5 protein-coding genes are annotated in these 3215 nt (G+C 46.0%); all 5 read right to left on the reverse strand.

Going from position 1 to position 3215, the window contains the following annotated elements; genetic code table 11:
• Nucleotides 1-116 precede the first annotated feature (116 nt).
• Entirely contained in the window at nucleotides 117-638 is a 522-nt protein-coding gene (locus Q4A73_RS04740) for a cysteine hydrolase family protein (RefSeq protein WP_303206293.1), read from the reverse strand.
• Nucleotides 635-1390 (reverse strand): tRNA 2-thiocytidine biosynthesis TtcA family protein, encoded by a 756-nt coding sequence (locus tag Q4A73_RS04745; protein ID WP_303206294.1) that lies wholly within the window; start codon nucleotides 1388-1390, stop codon nucleotides 635-637. Before Q4A73_RS04745 ends, Q4A73_RS04740 begins: the two co-directional genes overlap by 4 nt.
• On the reverse strand, nucleotides 1387-2073 hold the full coding sequence (locus Q4A73_RS04750) for a 5'-methylthioadenosine/adenosylhomocysteine nucleosidase (RefSeq protein WP_303206295.1): 687 nt from the start codon (nucleotides 2071-2073) through the stop codon (nucleotides 1387-1389). The genes Q4A73_RS04745 and Q4A73_RS04750 overlap by 4 nt, the downstream gene beginning before the upstream one ends.
• Nucleotides 2070-2696 (reverse strand): phosphoserine phosphatase SerB, encoded by a 627-nt coding sequence (gene serB / locus Q4A73_RS04755; RefSeq protein ID WP_303206296.1) that lies wholly within the window; start codon nucleotides 2694-2696, stop codon nucleotides 2070-2072. Before serB ends, Q4A73_RS04750 begins: the two co-directional genes overlap by 4 nt.
• Nucleotides 2696-3215: chemotaxis protein CheW (locus Q4A73_RS04760; RefSeq protein ID WP_303206297.1), on the reverse strand; the 520-nt coding region annotated here is incomplete at its 5' end. The genes serB and Q4A73_RS04760, both read right to left, overlap by 1 nt.

Raw genomic sequence — 3215 nt, forward strand, 5'->3', positions numbered from 1 at the left:
AAAAATTTCAAGGACACCAATGTCAGCTCCAGGACCCTCCAGGGCCTTGAGCTTTGGGTTTAAATTTTAAGCCTCATATCGCCCTTTTTGATCCAGCCGATTTTGTAGAATTGAGCTTAAACCAACTCCACCCAAAAGGCCCTTAGCAAATCAAAAGCCGCATTTTCAAGCCCCTCATCAAAGCTAGCCGTGCAGTTTTTATGCAGGATAAGCTTGGTATTCAGTCCCGCATTGAAGGCTAAAATGATGTTGTGAAACACGCAAATATGCGAAACCAAGCCAGCAAATTCAATCTGCTCGTACTGCTCTTTTTGCAAAAAATTCGCCAAATCCAAGCTGCCGAAGGTGTTTTTATGAAAAATTTTTCTCGCCTTTTGCTTAAAATGCGCAAAATCCTCAGGCAGCTCCCAGCCCTTGCTCCCCTCCAAGCAATGCGTAACGGGTAAATTCAAACCCTCCTTCGTCTTTAAAAAATCCTCCCCGTGCGTATCATAAGTGATGAGTAAATCCGTATCACTAAAATCCAAATTTTTAAGGCGCGCCAAGATGTTTTGCTTCAGCGTCTTAGCCTTTTCAAAGCCCAAAGCTCCATCAATAAAATCATTTTGATAATCCACCAAAATAAAAGCTTTTTTCATCGATTTTCCTCCCAAAAGGTTTCATGGTGTAAATTTGAAAAAGCGCTTCTTAGACTGGTAAAAATCTTAGGATTTTCCCCCTCAAGCCTACTCAAAAGCTGCTTCGCCTCCTCTCTAGCGTGAGGGAATTTGACATTTTTCTCACTCAGCCTCATCCCCGGGCAAAATTCATTTCCTATGACTTCAAGCTCGTTTTCTAGGGCGTTTGCTCTTAGTTGTCTCTCCCGCACGAAAATCAAGGGACGTATCACCTCCACGCCCCTTTTGCTCCTATAAATCGGCGCCAGGGTTCTTAGAGCCCCATTATGGATGAAATTCATAAAAAAACTCTCCGCCGCATCGTCCAGATGGTGCGCCAGGGCAAGTTTGTTAAAGCCCTTTTCTAGGGCATAGCTATACAGAGCACCTCGCCGCATGCGCGAAAAATAGCTACAAAAACTGGAATTTTCCCTGATGGTATCGCCTGAAATTTCATAAATATTGCTTTCCAAAACGCTATGTTTTATGCCGTGAGCCGCACAATGAGCATGCAGCGCCGCGTAATCCTCGCCCATGCCATAGCTCAGAGTGAGGGCCTCAAAGCTAAATTTGAAGGGGGCATGTCCCTGCATGCGCTTTAAAAGATGAGCTAGAGCGAGGGAGTCCTTACCACCGCTCAGTCCCAAAAGCACCCTGTCCCCCTCGCCGATGAGCCTGAATTTAGCATTGGCTCTTGCGACTTGGCGTATGAGTTTTTTGCTCAGTTTTATCATAGTTTTTCACACATTTTCAGCACAAAGTCGGCAGAAATTTTTGCCGATCTTACGACAAATGCGTCAAAGTCAAATTCCGCCTTCTCCCCTGCCTTGTCGCTCATCGCCCTTAGGATGAAGCATGGCACCTTCAAGGCATCACACACCAAGGCCACGCTCGCTCCTTCCATTTCGCACGCATCGGCATTAAAAATTTCTCTAATCCTCGCCTTTTTGGCCTCATCGCAAATGAACGTATCGCCCGTAGCGATGATGCCAGCCCTTAGCTTGATGTTGAGCTCTTTGGCCACCTCAAGGGCGATTTGATTGAGCGCCTCATCGGTTTTGATGAAAATTTCATTCCCCGGCACAAAGCCAAGCGGATGCCCAAAGGCTGTAATGTCCAAATCATACTGCACAAGGCTGCTCGCATAAAGCAGATCGCCTATTTCTAGGCTAGGGTTGAAGGCTCCTGCCACGCCCGTGAAAAGCAACCGCTGCGCACCGAATTTTTCTATCATCACGCTAGCGCTGAGGGTGGAGTTGACCTTGCCGATTTTAGAATGAGCTAAAACCAACTCATGCCCCCCGTAGGATGCCAAATAATAAGTATTGTTCGCATACTGGATGCTTTCGTATTTTTTTAAAATTCCAAGCAGGGGGGTGATTTCCTCCGGCATCGCGCCTAGTATCGCTATTTTCATGGAATGGCCTTTATAACTTCTTTCAAATCCTTTGTATCGATGCAAACGCTGGCATTAGCCCTTAAGACGGCCTTGGCGCAAAAGGCGATTTTAAGCCCACTTTGCTCAAACATGGCCAAGTCATTCGCCCCGTCTCCCACGCACATCACCTCATCGGTTTTTAAATTCAAAAAGCTTTTGAGCCTTTTGAGCATCAAGCCTTTGGAATTTGAAAACATCATCTCCCCGCCGACAAGGCCTGTGAGTTTGCCGTCCTTGTGGTGTAGGTAGTTTGCAAAGCCTAGGTCAAATTTAAGCCTTTCCATAGTCGCATCGATGCCCTCATGAAAGCCGCCGCTGAAAACCACGATGGAGATGTTTTTGGACTTTAAAAATTCAATGAGTTCAAAAGAGCCGGGCATGAGGGGTAAATTCGCGCTGATGGCTAAAACCTCCTCGCAGGGCATGCCCTTGAGTAAGGCCACCCTTTGATGGAGGCTCTCGAAAAAATCAAGCTCCCCCATCATAGTCCTTTGAGTGATAGATCTCACCGCATCACCTACGCCGTAGGCCTTGGCTAGGATGTCTATGGTCTCGCCGTCCATCAGGGTGGAATCAAAGTCAAAAACGCAGAGTTTTATCATTAAAATTCACGCTTTAATAGGGCTTCAACCTTTAAAATGGTGAGGATGTTTTCATCTCTCTTGCCTATGCCGTAAATCATGCCCTTGTCTTTGGCTAAGGTCTCAGGTGGCGGGTCGATTTTGTTCCTATGAATTTTAATGGCTTCGGTGAGCCTGTCTATCACAAAGCCCGCATTGCCGCTCACTCCACTGCTGCTATTCTCACCACGCAAAACGATATAACGCGTCTGCGGGGTCATCTTAGAAGTGCCAAGATTAAAGCGCTGCGCCAAGTCGATAAGTGGCATAACATTACCCCGCATGTTGAACACGCCCAAAACATAATCAGGCACACTAGGCACACGAGTGTATTCTATGGGCTTGATGATTTCTTGGATGTTTAAAATAGGAATAGCATACTCCTCATCACCCACGATAAAACCGACTAATTGGATGATGTCGTCCTCTTTTTGATTTTCATCGGGGCCGGCTATTTGAGTTTTTTGCTTTTGCAAAATTTGATTTAATTTGTCATTACTC

The sequence above is a fragment of the Campylobacter sp. genome (assembly GCF_030528245.1).
Taxonomy (GTDB): domain Bacteria; phylum Campylobacterota; class Campylobacteria; order Campylobacterales; family Campylobacteraceae; genus Campylobacter_D.